Raw genomic sequence first — 15,783 nt, 5'->3', positions numbered from 1 at the left:
GCCGTGCCCCTACGATGAAGTCAGCATGGCCAACGCATTTTTCATCGCCTCTACCGTTTCACCATCCACGCAGTAGTGGCTAAATTCGTCAAACTCATTATCGGCACACATGGTGACACCCGCCTTGCGGTAACGCATGGTGGATGGCACCGTGTGCCCGGCCGAGCTATGCAATTCCTGAATACCGATATCCACAAACTTATGCATATTGCTCAGACGAACACCCGCACCGGCCATAATCACCGGCCCCTGGCTGGCATGTAGCAGGTCGCGCAACAGCGGCAAGCCCAATTCAGCATTCTGCTGCTGCCCTGAGGTAAGAATGCGCGCCACGCCGAGCTGCGTCAGTTGCTCCAACGCTAATATCGGGTTTTGACACATATCGAACGCACGATGGAAGGTCACCGCCATATCGCCGCTTAATTTCATGACCTCGCGCATCCGCGCAAGATCGATATGCCCTTCATCGTCCAACATACCGATGACCACACCGGCAAAACCCATCTCGCGGATTTGCGCCACGTCGTTCTTCATGATCTCGAAATCGACGGTGCTGTAACAGAAATCGCCCCCACGCGGTCGTACTATCGGATGAACGGGGATCTTTACCCGCTCCCGCGCCAGCCGAAGTGAACCATAGCTCGGCGTCAAGCCGCCCTCACTCTGACTAGCACATAATTCTATGCGATCAGCGCCCGCATGCTCTGCTGTCATGGCACAGTCGACGCTAAAGCAACAAACTTCCAGCTTCATTATTGTTACCCCCAGATAACGGTCAAAAATGCTACAGCAAACGTTTACCCGTCGCCCTGTAGGCCACAGGACGATAAGCTTATTGAGGTCTTAACGGCATAAGACACTAACTATGGCACTCAATTTTGATTAATGGATAGATCGCAGTCACAGTGACGGCGTTAAGTAGGATAAATAACGAGAACGCATCATTTTCTCCAAGCCTCATTCGTCACCAGCGGCTATCGGCACGCTACGGTTTAGCCCGTTCGCTGGCTACGATGTCACGAATATGATGCGGATGGAATTTGATGGTGACATTACCATTGGTGATCGCCAAGGTTGGATTTGCCAGGCGTTCGCCTTCACCTTTAGGTGAGCTCTGCTTGAGTTTGATGCCCGGTAGCAGCAAGGCTTCATCCGCCAGATGTTCCAGGGCGCGGGCATACAGGGTGGCAGGAGCGCCGCTTAATACCAGCTCCACATGTTCCCATCCTTCATGCGGATAGCGCTTCTCGCCGGGATATGGCAGCTCGAGACAATCAATCTGCCAGGGACCGACCTTCAGTGGTTCATAGAGATCAAACAGGCAAATCGGCCTGCCGTTAATCATCGTTTCCGAAAGCAGCGTACCGCATTGCAGCAATCCCTGCCGCCAACGATCGGCGGTGCTGTTCTGATGGCAACGCAGCGAGATATGGTCAGCGCTGAATTTTGCCAGTTCAAGATGGAGCTGTTGTGCAAACTGCTCCAGTGCCAGTTCAAAACGAGGTAAATCCAGCGTAAGGTCGTTAAGTTCGACGATCGATGACAAGGTAGTCATAAGTTTCTCAGGCTCTCCAAGATTTTTGGCAGGTCAATAATCTACACGTCGAGTAGCCTGAAGGCTATGGATCAAAGGATAAAAACCTAACTGAAAAACATAATGCTGTCTCTTTAGCCCCGATGCCTATTTCAGACCGATTTATTCTTCAAGAAAGAGAAAATAATCAGTAGTTATCTCATGTCATAGTTAATTGAATTATCATTACAACCCTTAAATACACCTAATGTTTTATCATTATTATCTCACGTCAAATGTATATGAATCACTTGAAATGAGATTTGAACATCATTCATAGAAAAAATTTAATACCTTGTTTTTATGATAAAAAAACACAAATAATGTGAATAGTCCTAAATAACGGCATTGCAATTGATTAGATGGCGTTAATAAGTTAGGTTAAGAGGGTATTGGATTTTGGATAAATAAATATGATCCTATTAGCTATATCTCTTGTTCTAATAGCCATTGCTGGCTACGCGATTTATCGCCATTTCAGAACTCGCCAGAATAGTATGTTACGCTCTGGACGAGGTAATAAAAAACGTTAAAGCTTCTACTAATCCGCTCCCACCAAACCAATGACAGCGGACTGTTTGATTCACCTACTTACCTTTTTGGACTTCACTTTTTCCTTTCTTTCACCACACCAGCCCGCGTCAACTACTGACGCGGTGCCGTCAATCAGTTACAATTGCAGGCTGTTTTGTGGTTGAGCGTCGCCTCCGATGTGCGGCGTCGTCCCTGCTGGGCTGTAAGTTGTGCCGCCAAGGTGCTTTGCAAACCCACGGAGTAAAACCACCTTTTGATCCGGAGGGCGTACTGCACGGCCCTCGTTTGTCATTTAAGGTAACCCGGTGAATATTCAGGCTCTTCTATCAGATAAAGTCAGCCAGGCGCTGATTGCCGCAGGTGCGCCTGCCGATTGCGAAGCTCAGGTTCGTCAGTCCGCGAAAGCACAGTTTGGTGATTATCAGGCCAACGGTGTGATGTCCGTTGCCAAAAATCTTGGTATGCCGCCACGACAACTGGCAGAGAAAGTCGTGCAACTGCTTGACCTGGGTGACATCAGCAGCAAAGTGGAAATTGCCGGCCCGGGCTTTATCAATATCTTCCTGAACAGCGAATGGGTTGCCCGCCTGGCCGATGCCACCCTGGGCGCAGCTAAGCTGGGCATTGCCCCCGTTAAGCCGCAAACCATCGTGATCGACTATTCTGCGCCCAACGTGGCGAAAGAAATGCACGTGGGTCACCTGCGCTCCACCATTATTGGCGATGCCGCTGCCCGTACTCAGGAATTCCTGGGCCATAAAGTGGTACGCGCCAACCATGTGGGCGACTGGGGTACCCAGTTCGGCATGCTGATCGCCTACCTGGAAAAGATGCAAAACGAGCACGCCAGCGATATGGGGCTGTCGGATCTGGAGCAATTTTACCGCGAAGCCAAGAAAAACTACGACGAAGACGAAGATTTCGCTCTGCGCGCCCGTGGTTACGTGGTCAAACTGCAAGGTGGCGACGAATACTGCCTGAAGATGTGGCGCAAGTTGGTGGACATCACCATGGCGCAGAACCAACTGACCTATAACCGTCTGAATGTCACCCTGACCGAAGATGACGTCATGGGCGAAAGCCTGTACAACGCCATGCTGCCGGGCATCGTTGCCGATCTCAAGGCAAAAGGGCTGGCGGTAGAAAGCGAAGGCGCTACCGTGGTCTTCTTGGACGAGTACAAAAATAAAGACGGCGATCCGATGGGTGTCATCATCCAGAAGAAAGATGGTGGCTACCTGTATACCACTACCGATATCGCCTGCGCCAAATACCGTTTCGAGACCCTGGGTGCTGATCGTGTTCTCTATTACATCGACTCGCGCCAGCATCAGCACCTGATGCAAGCCTGGACTATCGTGCGCAAAGCAGGTTACGTGCCAGACTCCGTCTCGCTGGAACACCACATGTTCGGCATGATGCTGGGTAAAGACGGCAAGCCGTTCAAGACCCGTTCAGGCGGCACCATCAAACTTTCCGATCTGCTGGATGAAGCCGTTGAACGCGCCAGCAAACTGATTGCCGAGAAGAACCCAGATATGCCTGCCGACGAAATGCAGAACGTGGCTAACGCAGTCGGCATCGGTGCGGTGAAATATGCCGATCTGTCGAAAAGCCGTACCACGGACTACATCTTCGATTGGGATAACATGCTGACCTTCGAAGGCAACACTGCGCCGTATATGCAGTATGCCTATACCCGCGTCGCCTCGGTGTTCAAGCGTGCTGGCGTGGACGAAAGCAATCTGACGTTGCCGTTGGTGATGACAGAAGAACGTGAAGTCGCGCTGGCAACTCGCCTGCTACAGTTCGAAGAAACCCTCACCGTGGTCGCCCGTGAAGGTACGCCGCACGTGATGTGTACCTATCTGTATGACCTTGCGGGGCTGTTCTCCAGCTTCTACGAACATTGCCAGATCCTCAACGCCGAAAGCGAAGAGGCCCGCCAGAGTCGCCTGAAGTTGGCCCTGCTGACCGCCAAGACGTTGAAAACCGGTTTGGATACGCTCGGGATCGAAACTGTCGAACGCATGTAATCCCATTCGATAGCCGTAAAAAAGGTCGCGTTAGCGACCTTTTTGTTATCTGGTGATTAGCGGTGGAGTATCAATCTACCCGCCGAGCGAAGTCTCTAGGGCGGAACCCAAGGATCCCCAACACCGCGAAGTAGGCAACAATCCCCGCGGCCACCACGACCGAAAGACGCAGTAAGCGAGCCAGCATATTGCCCTGATCCCATTCCGGCATCAACCACATTACGCCAAGCAGTACCGCTGCCATCACCAACACGGCGACTACCAGCTTGAACAGGAACATCGCCCAGCCGGGTTGCGGTTGGAAAATATCCTGCTTGCGCAGTTGCCAATACAGCAACGAAGCATTCAGACAGGCCCCCAGACCAATCGACAGCGAAAGCCCGGCATGCTTCAGTGGACCAATAAATATCAGGTTCATCACCTGGGTCAGGATCAGCGTAATGATGGCAATCTTGACCGGCGTTTTGATGTCCTGGCGCGAGTAGAAACCCGGTGCCAGCACTTTCACCACGATCAGACCCATCAAGCCAACCGAGTAGGCCACCAGCGCACGCTGGGTCATCGCCGCATCAAACGCGGAGAACTTGCCGTACTGAAACAGCGAAACGGTTAGCGGCTTGGCCAGGATGCCTAACGCAATGGCACTCGGCAAAGCCAGCACAAAGCACAGACGCAGGCCCCAGTCCATCAGGCGGTTATATTGGTCATGGTTACCGCTGGAGAAGCTCTTCGCCAAGGACGGCAGCAGAATGGTGCCCAATGCCACGCCCAATACCCCAGACGGGAACTCCATCAGGCGGTCAGCATAATACATCCACGAAACCGAGCCGGATACCAGGAACGAGGCGAAGATGGTGTTGATGATCAGCGAGATCTGGCTGACCGAAACCCCCAGAATTGCTGGCCCCATCTGGCGCATCACGCGCCATACGCCCGCGTCATTCAGCTTCAGGCGCGGCAATACCAGCATGCCGATTTTCTTGAGGTGCGGTAATTGATAGCCCAGTTGCAGCACGCCCCCCACAACCACCGCCCAGGCCAAAGCCAGCACCGGCGGGTTGAAGTACGGCGCGGCAAACAGCGCAAAGCCAATCATGCTGACGTTCAACAGCGTTGGCGCAAAGGCCGGAATGGAGAAACGGTTCCAGGTGTTGAGGATCGCCCCCACCAGCGAGGCAAGTGAAATCAACAGGATATAAGGGAAAGTGATACGCAACAGCGACGAAGTCAGGGCAAACTTATCCGGCGTATCGGTAAAACCCGGGGCCGTAATAAAAATCACCCAGGGCGCGGCCAGCATGCCAAGCACGGTCACCACTGCCAGCACCAGCGTCAACAAGCCGGAAACGTAGGCAACAAAGGTGCGCGTCGCCTCTTCCCCCTGCTGGCTTTTGTATTCCGCCAGGATCGGCACAAACGCCTGGGAGAAAGCCCCTTCCGCAAAGATGCGCCGTAAAAGGTTTGGCAGCTTGAACGCCACAAAGAAAGCGTCCGTAGCCATCCCTGCCCCAAAAACGCGTGCCACAATGGCATCACGCGCAAAGCCCAGCACCCGTGAAAACATGGTCATCGAGCTAACGGCTGCCAGTGATTTAAGTAGATTCATGTGGTTTTTCTGATGAGTACGACGGGTAAATATCAACGCCTACATCGGCAGGCGTCAGTTGAGTGGCGTTAGTCTACGGCTCCACGCCGTTAATAGCTACCGCCATATGTTACATGGGGTTAACTGGCATCACACAGCATTTTCTCGATCAATCGCTGGGCGTAAATGGCCTGTTCTCCGGCGGTTTCAGGCGCGGTCTGGTTGCTGATAGACTGAATAAAATGGTGCACCGCACCTGCAAAACCGCGTTGTTCCAGCGTAGTTTGCCAGCCTGGGGCTGGTTTTTCGACCACGCCTTGCGGGTCTTCCCGCAACCATTGGCGCATATCGTTCAACTGATAGACCGCGCCGTTGGTAACTGCCTGCACGCTCTCCCGTTGGCTGCCAGCACGCCGGTGCATGCTGGTGGTGACGATGGTGTCACCACAGGCAAAGTGATGTTCCGCATAAAACATCTCGCCCGCTTCGTTGGCGCGCAACTGGCCACTCTGCAAGCTGGCGTTCCCGCCTCCCAACCACAACGCAGTATCCACCACGTGCAGATAATCATCCAGCAGGGTAAAACGCAGATCCTTTGGCCCTACGCTATCGGCGCGGTGTTTGTCCATGCGGATCGAGGCCGGTAGCTGCATTTGTTGTTTCAACTGGCGATACAGCGGCGCAAAACGGCGGTTAAAGCCCACCATCAGTGCCACGCCCTGCTTTGCGGCCAGCGCGATCAACTGCTCACCCTGCTCCAACGTTTCCGCCAGCGGTTTATCGACATAGACGTGTAGGCCCTGCGCCAACAGTTCACCAACTACCTGAAAATGGCTAGAAGTGCTGCTGTGTACGAACACTGCATCACACTGTTGTGCCAGGCTATCAAGACGAGAGAAATAAGGCATGCGATAGCTGTCGCATACCGGCTGGGCTTTTTGCTGATTCGGTGAAAAGCCGCCGACAAGCTGCCAGTCCAACGCTTGAGAAAGAATTGGCAGGTAAGCCTTTTGCGCGATGCCGCCCAAGCCTACTACCCCGATACGCAGTTTACTCATGTTGACTCCGCGCCAGCTGCTGCACCAGTGTCTTTAACTCGGCGACTTCAGCCTCCAAGCGCACTACGCGTACAGCCAATTCACCAGCATTGGCCTCCTCGGCTTCAGCCGGAGCCGCATCAATCTGGCCGCTGAAGAGGTGCATATACCGGCTCTCACGCTTACCTGGCTCACGCGGCAAGCGCACCACGAACGGCCCATCTTCACGGGTCGTCAGCTGTTGCAACACCTCTTCCACTTCGCTGACGTCGCTGAATTCATGCATCCGGTTGGTACGGGTGCGCAGTTCACCCGGCGTCTGTGCGCCACGTAATAACAGGGTCGCAATCACCGCCAGTTCGGCCGGTGACAGTTTCAGTTGACCGAACTCAGAGTTGCAAAAACGCTGCTCATACTTCACTACCCGATTGCCAAAACCACTTAAGGTGCGCAGGAAGTGCCTTCTTAACAGCAAATCAAGCTGCTGCTGGACTTCGCTTTCCGACAGATCCATCACCGGCTCGCGGTTGGTTTTTTGATTGCAGGCCAGCGTGATGGCATTCAGGGAAAGGGGATATTGCTCAGGCGTGGTCACCTGCTTTTCCATCATGCAGCCGATCACTCGGGCTTCTTTGGCATTTAATTCATATTTCATTGTTACGGCCTCAGCGTGGTGGTTGCCACTCTTTATTGGTCAATGCGGTGAGCACATGATCCTGCCACTGTCCGTTGATCAGCAGGTAATCCTTGGCATAGCCTTCGCGTTCAAAACCGAGCCGGGTCAGCAACGCACCGCTGCGTTGGTTGTGCGGCATATAGTTGGCCATAATGCGATGCATCCGCTGTTGGCGCTGCATATAACGGATGGCCGTTTGCAACGCTTCGTACATCAGCCCCTGCCCCTGCCACTTCTCACCCAGGGAATACCCCAGGAAGCAGGCATGGAACGAACCGCGCAGCACATTGCTGAAGTTGGCGACGCCGCACACATGAAGTTCTTCCGGATCGAGCAGGATAAAATAGTAGGCACTGCCTTGTTTTTGCATTTCCGTGATCATACCCAGGCGGGCTTGCCAGCCAGAGGGGTAACAGTGACTATCATCGCGCACCGGCTCCCAAGGCTTCAGGAACGCCCGGTTTTCGGCATAGTATTCAGCCAGGCGGTAGGCATCGCGTTCGTGAACTAAACGGACAACCAGCCGGTCGGTGGTAAGGCGTATTTTCGGTGATGCAGAGCGATAGCCAAACATCATTTCCCCCGCAGTCAGAACGGTTCGATAAGAAGTATTGATTGGGTCAACGTCTGCACGGTCAGGCGTTATCTCGCGTGACTCATGGCAAACTATCGGCGTAAAACCGCGTATTCCCCCGATAATATAACCGTAGCCCGCCCGGCAGGTAAGCCCCTGAGCGCTCAGTAAATAGCCAGTTAGTCGTTTTGCCCATTTTTAAGTGTAGTTTTGCCACTCAGGTAACGTATTGACGATTAAAAAATATTATCTATCGCCCCCCTATCAGCCATTACATATTGGGTAGAGAATAACCGGGTATACCCGTCGTCTTTCAAGTTGCCGCGTTGTTACCTGCACTTACTCATCCCCAGTCACTTATTGAAAATAAGCGCCTGGGGATGAGTAAGCTTGTCGCCTAGCCGCAACTCGAAATCCATAGGGTAAAGTCTTCCTCTCCTTTTAACTGCTCGTGGTGAAGCATGTCTCTGGTATCGCAAGCTCGGAGCTTGGGTAAGTATTTTTTATTGTTCGATAACCTGTTGGTGGTTTTAGGCTTTTTCGTCGTCTTCCCGCTTATTTCTATTCGCTTTGTCGATCAACTCGGCTGGGCGGCCGTGGTCGTGGGCCTGGCACTAGGGTTACGCCAGCTCATTCAGCAGGGATTGGGGATCTTTGGCGGGGCGATTGCCGACCGTTTTGGTGCCAAACCGATGATCGTCACCGGTATGCTGCTGCGTGCGGCGGGCTTTGCCACCATGGCGATGGCCGATCAACCCTGGATACTGTGGTTTTCCTGCGCCCTGTCCGCCATTGGCGGCACCCTGTTCGATCCGCCACGCACCGCACTGGTGATTAAACTGACCCGCCCGCATGAACGCAGCCGTTTCTATTCGCTGCTGATGATGCAAGACAGCGCTGGGGCCGTGATCGGTGCGTTAATCGGCAGTTGGCTGCTGCAGTACGATTTCCATTTCGTCTGCTGGGTGGGTGCCGGTATTTTCGTGTTGGCCGCAGGTTGGAACGCCTGGTTGCTACCCAACTACCGGATCTCAACCATACGGGCACCAATGAAGGAAGGCATGATGCGCGTGCTGCGCGATCGCCGCTTCCTGACCTATGTATTGACGTTGACCGGCTATTACATGTTATCGGTGCAGGTGATGCTGATGCTGCCAATCGTGGTCAACGAGATCGCCGGTTCGCCGTCGGCGGTCAAATGGATGTACGCCATCGAAGCCGCTCTGTCGCTCTCATTGCTATACCCACTCGCCCGTTGGAGCGAAAAGCACTTCCGGCTGGAGCAACGCCTGATGGCCGGCTTATTGCTGATGACCCTCAGCCTGCTGCCCGTCGGCTTTGCCACCAGCCTGCAAGCGGTGTTTACCCTGATCTGCTGCTTCTACCTGGGATCGATTATCGCTGAACCGGCACGTGAAACCCTGAGCGCCTCACTGGCCGATTCACGGGCTCGCGGCAGCTATATGGGTTTTAGCCGCTTGGGGTTGGCGCTCGGCGGCGCATTGGGTTATACCGGCGGTGGCTGGATGTATGACACCGGTCATGCGATGGGCATGCCGGAGTTGCCCTGGTTCCTGCTGGGGTTGGTGGGCTTTATCACGCTGTTTGCCCTGTACTGGCAATTTAATCCTCGTACCGCAGCACCCGCAATTCTCCGTGGTGGCTGATTTTTGCACGGGCATATCTCTGGCGACCAAATCTGCCAAAGTTGCTATCCTGATAGTACAAAAAACGGCGCAGAAAGGCTTATTATGGCGCATCATCTCACTACAACCTGCGCAGCAGCCCAGATTGGCTGCTAAACCTGACAACAGGAGCATGCATGAAACTGTTTATTTACGATCACTGCCCATTCTGCGTAAAAGCCCGCATGATTTTCGGCCTCAAGGATTTGCCGGTACGTTTGGTGACCCTGCTGAGCGATGACGAAATCACCCCCACCAGCATGATCGGCAAGAAAATGGCGCCAATCCTGCAAAAAGACGACGGTAGCTATCTGCCCGAAAGCATGGATATCGTGCATTACGTCGATAACCTGGACGGCAAACCGCTACTGACGGGCAAAACCAATCCGGCCATCGCCGCATGGTTGCAACACACCGCCACCTACATCAACAAACTGTTGTTACCGCGCTTTGCCAATGCCGATTTCGAAGAGTTCGCCACTGACAACGCACGCCGCTATTTCAGCGACAAAAAACAGGCGGCCAGCGGTGACTTTGCCGTGTTATTGACCGACAGCGCCGATCTGATCGCCCAATTGGAAGAAGATCTAGCCACGCTCTCCCCGCTGATCCAGTCTCCGGAAGCGGTCAACGGCACCCTCAGTGAAGATGATATCCATCTGTTCCCGCTGTTACGCTCACTGTCGATCGTGGCCGGTGTAGCCCTGCCGGACAATGTGGAGGCTTACCGCAACCGAATGGCACAACGCGTAGATATTCCATTACTGTTCGATATGGAGCAATGATCCGCAACGGCGATAAGGGAGTAGCGCACAGATGCTAAAAATGGTTTTTGTCACCGCTCGTGACCGTGCCAGGCTGCAAGAGATTTCATCGGTACTGATCCGCTACGGTTTGCAGGACGTCATCAGGCTGCTCGGGTTAGGTAAGTTGCTTGGCGGTCTGAGTCGCGGCGGTGTGGAGGTCGATAATCAGACATTACCAGAACGCCTGCGCGCGGCCCTGGAAGCCCTGGGGCCAACCTTCGTTAAATTCGGCCAGATCCTGGCCACCCGCACCGATCTGCTGGAACAGCGCTGGACCGACGAGCTTGAGCGCCTGCACAGCCAGGCGACCACCCTACCTTGGGAAAAGCTGGCCGCGCAGATCACCGCCGATCTGGGCGATGACCCTCAGCAGGTATTTGCCCAATTCGATCCGATCCCGCTAGCCGCCGCCTCTATGGCGCAAATCTACCGCGCCCGCCTGCACAGTAGCGAGTCGGTGGTGGTGAAAGTGTTGCGCCCTGGATTAGCCAAAACCATTCATGCCGATCTGCGCCTGTTGGCCTATCTGGCCGAAACCGTGGAGCAACAAAGCCCGGTGATGGCACGTTATCGCCCGCACCAGATGGTGCAAACGCTGGCCACCGCGCTCAATCACGAGCTGGATCTGACACATGAAGGGAATAATTGCGATCGAGTTGCGGAACACTTTGCCAAACAGCCCGAAGTGGTGATCCCGAAAATTTATTGGCAGCACTCGTCAAAACGCCTGCTGGTACAACAATATCTACCCGGTATCGCGCCCGAAAATCCGCAGCAATTAGCCGCCGCCGGGTTCGACGGCCCGTTGCTGGCACAGCGTGGCGCGCAGGCCTTTATGACCATGGTGCTGGAACATCGGCTTTATCACGCCGATCCTCATCCCGGTAACGTGATGGCCTTGGGCGACAACCACGTAGGGTTTATCGATTTTGGCATGGTTGGCCAACTGTCGGAACGGCGGCGTAACCAGCTTCTGCTGTTGCTGCAGGCCATTGCGGAGCGCCAGAGCGACGGCATCGTCAATACGCTGATCGCCTGGTCTGACAGCCAGGAACTGGATCTGACCGATCTGGAACAGGCTGCGCAAAACTTTCTTGATAAGCAGGCTTCGCCCCCCCTGACGCTAGGCAAAGCACTCACCGACCTGCTGGTGATGGCCCGCGAACACCAACTGCCGTTGCCCCCCGATCTGGTGCTGTTGTTTAAGGCGCTAATAACAGCAGACGGCGTTTTACACCGCTTGGATCCCGCCTTCGATATCGTTGCTACCCTGAAACCGATGCTGCGCCAAGTGATGCTCCAGCGTTACACGCCCGAAGCGCTGCGCCGCCGTGCTCTATTGCTGGGTGGTGAGGCGCTGGATGCCGGAGAGGAACTGCCACAGGCCATTCGTCTGCTGATGCGCCGGTTAAAGCAGGGCAAGATCGATGCCGAAATCAACGTTAAAAACCTCAGCCAACTTAGCAAGGCTCTGGAACGCGCGGCGGTCACTCTAGCCATTGCGATCGTCACGGCGGCCTTCGCCCTGGGGTTGGCCCCCTATCTGATGCGTTCCACCAGCCAGCTATGGGGCATACCGCTGTTCCCTGCGCTCGGCGGGCTAACCTGCCTGGGTGGCGTGGTGCTGTTGGTATGGCGGCTACGGCGATAGGTAATTTCAGCCTTATCCGACTCGGTAAAAAAACCTTTGTGCCGCGTCATCTGTTATCCTGCGGGCTGATATTTTTCTTTGCTGGCAGTGAGGTTTGGCTTTTAACCCCAGTGCCGTATTTGCGTTTTACGAGGTTTGAATGAAGAAGATCCTGATGGGCGTGGCCGCCCTGGTCGTTGCCGGTACGCTAGTAGGCTGTAACCAGCTTACCCAATACAGCGTCAGCGAGCAGGAAGTGAATAATTACCTGCAAAAACACAACGATTACCAAAAGCAGATCGGCGTGCCGGGATTGGTGGATGCCAATATCGTGTTAACCCAGTTGCAGAGCCAGATTGGCCGTACTGAACCGAATAAGGTCACGCTTTCCGGCAACGCCAAGGTCAACATCACCTCGATCCTCGGCCCGCAGGCTGCCGATTTGCAGCTGACGTTGAAAGCGCAACCGGTCTACGACCGCGAAAAGGGTGCGATCTTCCTCAAAGACATGGAGTTGGTCGATTACCAGGTGCAACCGGAGAAGATGGATACGGTGATGAAGGCTCTGTCGCCTTACCTGAATCAGTCGTTGAAATCGTATTTCGATCAGAAACCGGTGTATGTGCTCAATGCGGATAAGAGCAAAACGGAAGCAATGGCACTCAAGCTGGCTAAAGGGTTGGAAGTGAAGCCCGGTCAGTTGGTGATCCCGTTCACCGATTAGTTCTCTACCCTATGGATTTAAAGCTGCAGCTTGAAAGACGACGGGTATTATGGGTGCAGTGTAGGCTGCACCCTCTATATTTACTCTTCTTCGTCCTGCCCTTCATCGCCTTGCTGATACTCTGCTAGCTCATCATACATGGCAGCAATGGCATGGCGGGCGATCTCTGCCAGAGTACGGTAAAAACCGCTGGTGGCGTGTGCTTCAACCTTACCTAGGAAGCGGCCACACCAAGGCAGCAAGAACTCATTAAACAGCGTGATTTGCGCCTGGACTTCATCTTCCTGCGACTGATCCTCCAGCCAGGAGGCGGCCAGCAGCAGCGAACCGAAATGATCGGCTGGCGCTTCGCCTAATGGCATCCCACGCTGTTGGAGAAATACCCGCACGTCCGCTTCGCTGGCACCTTCAACGTAGGACGAACGCAGCGGAGACACACTACATTCGCTACCCACAAACAGAGCGTTAAAATCGGCAGCCAACTGCGGATCGGTACAATGCTGTTGCAAACGGGTCAGTAGTTCGTCCTGCTCGAGCGGCCAGTGCTGTTGCAGTTTGCCCTCTTTGATTAAGGTAAACAGCGGCTCCAACAACGGATCCTGCGGCTGGCGGTAAAACAGCGTGCCCAACACCCGGCAGACAACGGAAAACTCATTCATGATAACACCCTAATAAAACAGAAAATTTGCCGTGACAATGTCACAGATCGGCTAATTCCGCAATTGCCGGTCTGCCACGCTGCTCAAGAAAGTTCAGGGTCCGGCGCGGTGACACGTTTAAAACGCGTTCCTGCGGGAAATCCACTTCCTCAAGGATACGCTCGCAGTGTTCAAAACCACCGAGCGCAAAAGCCACGTGCGAGTCAGAGCCTAAAGCCAGCCAACCGCCAGCATCACGCACAGCGGCAGCTATCGCACGGCAATTTGATTCACTGCCCTTACGGGAATGAATGAACGAAGAGTTATTCAGTTCCAGCGCTACCTGGTATTTGGCTGCCGCTGCGGCTATCGCCAGGATATCGACCGGATATTTAGGGTTACCCGGATGGCTGATGATATGGACATCGCCCTGCGCCATGGCGGCAATCATCGCCTCGGTGTTGGCGGCCCGATCCTGCGGAGCAAACACTGGCTCATGGAACCCGGCAATAATCAGATCGATTTCATTAAGCATTGGCCCAGTGCAGTCGATATCACCGGCCAAGTTTTTGATATTGGCTTCAATACCGCGCAGAATGCCAATGCCATCCACCAGGCGTGGCCACACACGCATGTTCATAAAGTGCCAGTAGTGTGGCGCATCGGCCATATCCGGCCCGTGGTCGGTGATGGCGAACAGTTTGATACCTTTGTGTTTCGCTTCGGCAATATAGTCGTGCAGGGTGCTATAGGCATGGGTACTGGCTACGGTATGCATATGTAAATCAACGGGGTACATTCTTTCTCCTTCTTAGGCGCTCGCCAGGGTCAGCGGATGGCGGGCCGATCCTTGTTCATCATAGCAGTTAACGCCGCTATCGACATGTTAGCGGGTTGGGAAAGCATCAATAGCCACGCTGAATATCAACCACGCCAGCGGGCTGTTCACCCGCCTCAAGCCGCAGGATATTGGCGCTAACCTGATCCATGGCCTGTTCCGGCAAAGTGATAGCAGCAATATGCGGGGTAATAGTGACACGAGGATGACGCCAGAAGGCATGAGCGTGCGGCAAAGGTTCATTGACGAAAACGTCTAGCATAGCGGCCGCCAGTTGCCCTTGTTCCAACATCGCCAGCAGATCCTCTTCCACCAGATGAGCACCACGTGCAATGTTGATCAGATAAGCGCCCGGCACCAAACGACTAAGCAGTTGGCGGTTGAGGATACCCGCCGTTTCTGGCGTATTGGGCAGCAGGTTGATCAGCAGCCGCGTGCCATCAAGAAACGCCGCTAGCTGAGGTTGCCCGGCAAAACTCTGTACGTGCTCAATATGCTTGGGGCTGCGGCTCCAGCAGCGAACGTTAAAACCGAATGCTACCAGTTTTTTCGCCACGCTCTTCCCCAACACCCCTGCGCCTAGAATGCCGACGGTGAAATCGCTCTGCTGATGAGGCTCAAGCGGCGACCAGTTTTGCTGCTGTTGTTGCAACTGATACTCATCAAAACGGCGAAAATAGCGCAACACACCGGCCAGCGCGTATTCATCCATCTGCTGCGCCATGCCGGTATCCTCCAGCCGGATCAGCGGTATTCCCGCCGGTAGAGTGCCGGGATGTTGGCGTTCCTGTTCGAGGATGGCATCTACTCCAGCCCCCAAGGCAAAGATCCCTTTCAGATCGCGGCGGTTGGCTAGCATCTCATAAGGTGGCCGCCATACCAGCGCGTAGTCCGCCGGACGATTATCCCCCGGCTGCCATGCCCGGATATTCGCCTGTGGTAAGCGCTTCGCCATTCCTGTCAGCCAATCTTGCGCATCAAAAAACGGGTGATAGAAAATGATATTCACTGCCGGTTCCCTTATTCGGTGGATTTTTAGCTATCCTTTCGCGCTTTGCCACACTATGCAAGGATAAACTGACAGGGAGAAGGCGGGATGATCGTGCGACAAATCAGCAGATTGCTGGAAGTTTGGCTAAACGCACGCGGTTATGGCACAAGGCTATTGACGCTGGGATCAGATTCTCCTACATTAGCGCCCGTCGACAGCGTAAACCGTTGCCGATGACAAAACGGTGAGGTGTCTGAGTGGCTGAAGGAGCACGCCTGGAAAGTGTGTATACGCGTAAGTGTATCGAGGGTTCGAACCCCTCCCTCACCGCCATATTAAATGAGAAAGCCTGAATTCACGTTCAGGCTTTTTTATTACCTATGACCCGTCCTGAATAGCGTTGACACGTTTTCGACTTAAATCCGGAGAACGTGATAATGACCGAGTTTAAACGCA

Annotated in this window: 14 protein-coding genes and 1 tRNA gene; 6 read left to right on the top strand and 9 right to left on the bottom strand. The window is 54.1% G+C overall.

Annotation, left to right across the window (positions count from 1 at the left end):
• Positions 1–9 precede the first annotated feature (9 nt).
• The gene (gene cutC / locus KAJ71_RS21815) at positions 10–756 is read right to left on the bottom strand and encodes a copper homeostasis protein CutC (protein WP_248947614.1); all 747 of its coding nucleotides are present in this window, start codon (positions 754–756) and stop codon (positions 10–12) included.
• Between the two features lie 229 nt (positions 757–985).
• Positions 986–1,555, bottom strand: a complete 570-nt coding sequence (locus KAJ71_RS21810) for a VOC family protein (RefSeq protein ID WP_248947602.1) — start codon at positions 1,553–1,555, stop codon at positions 986–988.
• An 857-nt stretch (positions 1,556–2,412) separates the two neighbouring features.
• On the opposite strand from KAJ71_RS21810, the gene argS reads away from it, so the two are divergent.
• Positions 2,413–4,143: an arginine--tRNA ligase gene (gene argS, locus KAJ71_RS21805; RefSeq protein ID WP_248947601.1), complete on the top strand. Its 1,731-nt coding sequence runs from the start codon at positions 2,413–2,415 to the stop codon at positions 4,141–4,143.
• Positions 4,144–4,213: 70 nt separating this feature from the next.
• On the opposite strand, the gene murJ is transcribed toward argS, so the two are convergent.
• The 4 genes from murJ to rimJ form a co-directional block, all read right to left on the bottom strand.
• Positions 4,214–5,749, bottom strand: coding sequence for a murein biosynthesis integral membrane protein MurJ (murJ, locus tag KAJ71_RS21800; protein WP_024530484.1), 1,536 nt, complete (start codon positions 5,747–5,749; stop codon positions 4,214–4,216).
• A 119-nt stretch (positions 5,750–5,868) separates the two neighbouring features.
• On the bottom strand, positions 5,869–6,786 hold the full coding sequence (locus KAJ71_RS21795; protein ID WP_248947600.1) for a Gfo/Idh/MocA family protein: 918 nt from the start codon (positions 6,784–6,786) through the stop codon (positions 5,869–5,871).
• Positions 6,779–7,420, bottom strand: coding sequence for a DUF480 domain-containing protein (locus tag KAJ71_RS21790; protein WP_248947599.1), 642 nt, complete (start codon positions 7,418–7,420; stop codon positions 6,779–6,781). Before KAJ71_RS21790 ends, KAJ71_RS21795 begins: the two co-directional genes overlap by 8 nt.
• A 10-nt stretch (positions 7,421–7,430) precedes the next feature.
• A complete protein-coding gene (rimJ, locus tag KAJ71_RS21785; RefSeq protein ID WP_248947598.1) occupies positions 7,431–8,015 on the bottom strand; it encodes a ribosomal protein S5-alanine N-acetyltransferase in 585 nt (194 codons plus the stop codon).
• 461 nt (positions 8,016–8,476) lie between these two features.
• On the opposite strand from rimJ, the gene mdtH reads away from it, so the two are divergent.
• From mdtH to KAJ71_RS21765, 4 genes are all read left to right on the top strand, one after another.
• Positions 8,477–9,682, top strand: a complete 1,206-nt coding sequence (gene mdtH, locus KAJ71_RS21780; protein WP_248947597.1) for a multidrug efflux MFS transporter MdtH — start codon at positions 8,477–8,479, stop codon at positions 9,680–9,682.
• A gap of 155 nt (positions 9,683–9,837) precedes the next feature.
• The gene (gene grxB / locus KAJ71_RS21775) at positions 9,838–10,485 is read left to right on the top strand and encodes a glutaredoxin 2 (protein WP_248947596.1); all 648 of its coding nucleotides are present in this window, start codon (positions 9,838–9,840) and stop codon (positions 10,483–10,485) included.
• A gap of 31 nt (positions 10,486–10,516) precedes the next feature.
• Positions 10,517–12,157 carry an ABC1 kinase family protein gene (locus tag KAJ71_RS21770; protein ID WP_248947595.1) on the top strand — a complete coding sequence of 547 codons (1,641 nt, stop codon included), beginning with the start codon at positions 10,517–10,519 and terminating at the stop codon, positions 12,155–12,157.
• Positions 12,158–12,296: 139 nt separating this feature from the next.
• On the top strand, positions 12,297–12,860 hold the full coding sequence (locus tag KAJ71_RS21765) for a lipoprotein (RefSeq protein ID WP_248947594.1): 564 nt from the start codon (positions 12,297–12,299) through the stop codon (positions 12,858–12,860).
• 80 nt (positions 12,861–12,940) lie between these two features.
• On the opposite strand, the gene KAJ71_RS21760 is transcribed toward KAJ71_RS21765, so the two are convergent.
• The 3 genes from KAJ71_RS21760 to ghrA form a co-directional block, all read right to left on the bottom strand.
• Positions 12,941–13,519, bottom strand: coding sequence for a TorD/DmsD family molecular chaperone (locus tag KAJ71_RS21760; RefSeq protein ID WP_248947593.1), 579 nt, complete (start codon positions 13,517–13,519; stop codon positions 12,941–12,943).
• 40 nt (positions 13,520–13,559) lie between these two features.
• Positions 13,560–14,297 (bottom strand): phosphatase, encoded by a 738-nt coding sequence (locus tag KAJ71_RS21755; RefSeq protein WP_248947592.1) that lies wholly within the window; start codon positions 14,295–14,297, stop codon positions 13,560–13,562.
• Between the two features lie 106 nt (positions 14,298–14,403).
• Positions 14,404–15,345, bottom strand: a complete 942-nt coding sequence (ghrA, locus tag KAJ71_RS21750; RefSeq protein WP_248947591.1) for a glyoxylate/hydroxypyruvate reductase GhrA — start codon at positions 15,343–15,345, stop codon at positions 14,404–14,406.
• A 225-nt stretch (positions 15,346–15,570) separates the two neighbouring features.
• On the opposite strand from ghrA, the gene KAJ71_RS21745 reads away from it, so the two are divergent.
• A tRNA-Ser gene (locus tag KAJ71_RS21745) sits at positions 15,571–15,660 on the top strand.
• Positions 15,661–15,783 lie beyond the last annotated feature (123 nt).

Source organism: Serratia silvae (assembly GCF_023282985.1).
Lineage (GTDB): Bacteria > Pseudomonadota > Gammaproteobacteria > Enterobacterales > Enterobacteriaceae > Chania > Chania silvae.
The sequence above is the reverse complement of the archived record's forward strand: the minus strand, read 5'-3'. Positions and strand labels throughout refer to the sequence as shown.

What these genes read in the sequence shown, in the direction of transcription:
- KAJ71_RS21790 (WP_248947599.1), bottom strand. Translation starts at nt 7,420, where the DNA reads ATGAAATATGAATTAAATGCCAAAGAAGCCCGAGTGATCGGCTGCATG.
- KAJ71_RS21795 (WP_248947600.1), bottom strand. Translation starts at nt 6,786, where the DNA reads ATGAGTAAACTGCGTATCGGGGTAGTAGGCTTGGGCGGCATCGCGCAA.
- KAJ71_RS21755 (WP_248947592.1), bottom strand. Translation starts at nt 14,297, where the DNA reads ATGTACCCCGTTGATTTACATATGCATACCGTAGCCAGTACCCATGCC.
- KAJ71_RS21765 (WP_248947594.1), top strand. Translation starts at nt 12,297, where the DNA reads ATGAAGAAGATCCTGATGGGCGTGGCCGCCCTGGTCGTTGCCGGTACG.
- KAJ71_RS21760 (WP_248947593.1), bottom strand. Translation starts at nt 13,519, where the DNA reads ATGAATGAGTTTTCCGTTGTCTGCCGGGTGTTGGGCACGCTGTTTTAC.
- KAJ71_RS21770 (WP_248947595.1), top strand. Translation starts at nt 10,517, where the DNA reads ATGCTAAAAATGGTTTTTGTCACCGCTCGTGACCGTGCCAGGCTGCAA.
- mdtH (WP_248947597.1), top strand. Translation starts at nt 8,477, where the DNA reads ATGTCTCTGGTATCGCAAGCTCGGAGCTTGGGTAAGTATTTTTTATTG.
- grxB (WP_248947596.1), top strand. Translation starts at nt 9,838, where the DNA reads ATGAAACTGTTTATTTACGATCACTGCCCATTCTGCGTAAAAGCCCGC.
- murJ (WP_024530484.1), bottom strand. Translation starts at nt 5,749, where the DNA reads ATGAATCTACTTAAATCACTGGCAGCCGTTAGCTCGATGACCATGTTT.
- KAJ71_RS21810 (WP_248947602.1), bottom strand. Translation starts at nt 1,555, where the DNA reads ATGACTACCTTGTCATCGATCGTCGAACTTAACGACCTTACGCTGGAT.
- rimJ (WP_248947598.1), bottom strand. Translation starts at nt 8,015, where the DNA reads ATGTTTGGCTATCGCTCTGCATCACCGAAAATACGCCTTACCACCGAC.